Here is a 3,582-nt window from a genome sequence, read left to right on the forward strand (position 1 = left end):
GGCAAGCCCAGCATTTCGACGAATCGGCGAAGCCAAGTTGCACCAGGGCATCGGCATTGTCGGGCTTGAGCGCCAGCGCACGCCGCAGCAGCTTCGCCGATTCGTCGAAATGCTGGGCTTGCCTGGCCTTGACGCCGGAGGCGTACAGTTCGTCGACCGCCTGGGCCAGCGCGGCGGCAGGCGCCGTTTCAACCGCCAGGAAAACGCATGCCGCAATGACGGCGCGCCGGCCGCGCCACATCAGCGTTTCCCGCTCTTGCGCGCCAGCAGGCGCGCAAGCCGGGCCAGCAGCTCCTCGGGAATGAAGGGTTTCACAAGGTAGTCGTCGGCCCCCTTCTCAAGGGCCGAGACGATGTCCCTTTCGCCCTTGCGGGCGGTCAGCATGACAACCGGGATTTCCGACAAAGCCGGGTCGCTCTTGATGCGGGCAAGAACCTCCAGGCCGTCGGCCTTGGGCATCATCGCATCGAGCACGATGATGTCCGGCGCCTCATGCTCCGCCTTCAAGAGCGCTTCCGCCCCGTCTATGGCCTTGATGACCTCGTATCCCTTTGCCCTGAGCCTGAATTCCATCAGTTCGAGCAAGAGGGGATCGTCATCGCAAATCAGAACTCTTGCCTTCGCTCCGTTCATCAGCCTTGCTCCGGTTCGCGCCTCGTTTTGCCGCTTGCCCCCCGGAGTGATTGATCCATGAACCGACATCCGCCAACGCGGTTCATGCAGACAGAGACATTCTTCTCAATCTCTCGCCGAGCTCCGCCGATGCTGCGCGATTATAGACAACCTGATTCGCTACGCCTGCACCTCGGCACAATCAGTAGATGAATAAGGCGACATGGTATAGGAGCCGTGAACGGCGTCGCACAGTCTGCAGCCAGACTGCGCTCGGTGCCCACGCCAAACGTCGGATCAGGCGCGCGATAGAAGCAATCTTTTGACTTCACCGGCAAGCGCAAGCGGGTCGAATGGTTTGGCGATCACCCCTACCGCCCCCATCGCCAGATAGCGTTCGACTTCATGCGTCTGGGTGCGCGCGGTGATGAACACCACGGGTATCGAAGCCGTCGGCCCAGACTGGGCCAAGCGCCTCAGCGTCTCCGGTCCATCCATATCCGGCATCATTACGTCGAGCAGAATGAGATCGGGCCGCCATTCGGCGGCATCGACCAGCGCCTGCATGCCGGACGGGCAGGACCGCACCTCGAATTCCGGCTCGAGCTCCAGCGACATCTGGGCGATTTCGCGGATATCGTCCTCGTCATCCACATAGAGAATCCTTGCGGGCATGAGCGTCACTCCTCGGCGTGCGCGGCAGGTTGAGTGCGGGGCGAAACCAACATGCTCCTGACCAGCTTTGCCACATCGATTTCCGACGCCCTGGTCTTGGTCATGATGGCCTGAACCCGATCACCGAGTTTCTGGTCGAGCTCCGCCGCCGAAAACACGATGACCCCGGTCTCGAGCGGCAGATCGACCAGCAGGTCCAACCCCGAGCCATCGGGGAGTGCAATATCCAGGATAACCAGGTCGAAGAGATGCTGCGCGATCGCCTCCCGGGCGTCCTTGAGCGTCTTCGCCGAAGTAATCGAGACACCCGAACCCAACCCCTCCGACATCACCGCAAGCACGCCCTCATCGTCCTCGACATGGAGAATCTTCGGCCTCTGCTCGGTCCTGCCAGCAAGGATCTTGGCAAGGGCGGCGTGAAGCCGCTTTGAATCCACCGGCTTCTCCAGCCAGTCGACGATACCGACGGCGCTGCCGTTGAGCGAGCGCCTGGCCTCATCGGCAACGGCGGAGATGACGATGACCGAAATGTCGGAATTCACCGGCGATGCCCTAATGTCGTGGAAGAGCTTGATGCCGGATTCCCCCGCGAGCTTGATGTCGAGGGTCAAGGCCACGTATTCGCGGGACCGCAGAAGCGCCTTTGCGGTGGCGATATCGGGTGCGACGTCGCTGGAAAAGCCTTCCGCATCCAAGAGTGCCGCAATTACTGCGGCGACGTCGGTCTCGTCTTCACAGATCAGAACCCGTAGGCGGCCATCGGGCTTTCGTTTCAGGTGCGGTGGCGGATACGGCCTTGGTTGGTGCCTGCGTACTTCTGCAAGGTCCACGTGGAACGAGGTTCCCTTGCCTTCCTCGGTTTCGAAGGAAACGGCTCCGCCCAGTTTTTCGGTAATGGCCTTGACGATGCTCAAGCCTAGGCCGGTGCCGCCTATCTTACGGGTGCTGGAGGCGTCGGCCTGCTCGAACTTTCCGAATATACGGCTGCGGAAAGCCTCCGGGATGCCAGCGCCCTGGTCCATCACGGAAATCCGCAGCATGTCGTGGTCATGACGCTGGAATTTCACTGTGACAGTACCGTCGGCATGCGAGAACTTGATCGCATTCGACAGGAGGTTCGCCATCACCTGATGCAGGCGATCCGGATCGATGTTGGCCTCGGCGCGCGGCGCATCGTCGATCAGAACGATCCTGATCCGGCTGTCAGCCATGTAGTTGGAGCTGGCGGCAATGGCCTGCTCCAGGACCTGACGGACAGGCATCTGCTTGATCTTGAAGGTGATCACGCCCGATTCGATCTTCTCCATATCCAGAATGTCGTTGATGAGAAGAACCAGCCTTTCGCTATTGGTGTGCGCGATGTTGACGAGATTGGCGGCCTTGGGCGGCAGTTCGCCGGCCACACCGGCCGCAATCAGGCCAAGCGAGCCGCGGATGGAGGTCAGCGGGGTCCGCAATTCGTGGCTGACCGTGGAAATGAAATCATTCTTGAGCTGCGCGGTGCGCTTCTGCTCGGTGATGTCGCGATTGTAGGTGATGACGCCGACGATCTTGCCGGCCTCGTCGCGGAAAGGGGCCTTGAGCGTGTAGAGCCAACCTTGCCGGCCATCCGGGAAAAGCGCGGGCTGGTCGATCCGCAACGTCTGCCCGGCCTCCAGCGCGCCCATCTCATCCTGCCGGAAGCGCTCGGCCACCTCCCTGGGGTAGAAATCGAAATCCGTCTTGCCGATCAGATCGTCGACCGAAGCGGCGCGAACCATTTCGGCGGTGGCGGGGTTGGCGGCGATGAAGCGGCCGTCGACATCTTTTATGTTCAGGCAATCCGGCAGTTCGCGAACCATGGCCCGGTAGGTCATGTTGGACATCAAGAGCTCCCGCCTGCGCTGCTGCCGGTCGAGCAGGACGCCGATGATGATTGTGCTGAGAAAGCGGAACACGAGGGACGGGAACGTGCTCTGCTGCACAAGGCCCGTGACGGCTTGCGCCGGGATGACCAGGAGCGTGATCAGCCCGGCGAGAGCGACCGTTACGCCCAGACCGAATATGTCGTACATGGTGCGCGATCGGGCCGCGACGATGTGGTGCCACGCAATGCCGACGATTGCGGTGATGAGGATACCCATGACACCAGCACCCGCACCCTGTCCGCCGAGATGGATGCGATAAACAATGGAGCCGAACGTGGCGATGAGCATTGCCGGCCATCCGCCAAAGAACGCGGCAGCAGCAATGAAGGCGGCGCGCAGATCGACGACGAAGCCGGAGACGGACAGGGCCGTCGCCATGGAAATGATC

The 3,582-nt window shown here is 61.5% G+C and carries 3 protein-coding genes and 1 pseudogene; all 4 read right to left on the bottom strand.

Going from position 1 to position 3,582, the window contains the following annotated elements:
• Positions 1-241, bottom strand: a pseudogene (locus EN939_RS23950) (tetratricopeptide repeat protein); the annotation flags it as partial.
• Positions 241-633, bottom strand: coding sequence for a response regulator transcription factor (locus tag EN939_RS23955; protein ID WP_127270163.1), 393 nt, complete (start codon positions 631-633; stop codon positions 241-243). The gene EN939_RS23955 and the pseudogene EN939_RS23950, both read right to left, overlap by 1 nt.
• A gap of 276 nt (positions 634-909) precedes the next feature.
• A complete protein-coding gene (locus EN939_RS23960) occupies positions 910-1,287 on the bottom strand; it encodes a response regulator (RefSeq protein ID WP_127270165.1) in 378 nt (125 codons plus the stop codon).
• Positions 1,288-1,292: 5 nt separating this feature from the next.
• On the bottom strand, positions 1,293-3,582 hold a 2,290-nt coding region (locus EN939_RS23965), incomplete at its 5' end, for a hybrid sensor histidine kinase/response regulator (RefSeq protein ID WP_245473149.1).

It is taken from the genome of Mesorhizobium sp. M7A.F.Ca.CA.002.05.1.1 (assembly GCF_003998335.1).
Taxonomy (GTDB): domain Bacteria; phylum Pseudomonadota; class Alphaproteobacteria; order Rhizobiales; family Rhizobiaceae; genus Mesorhizobium.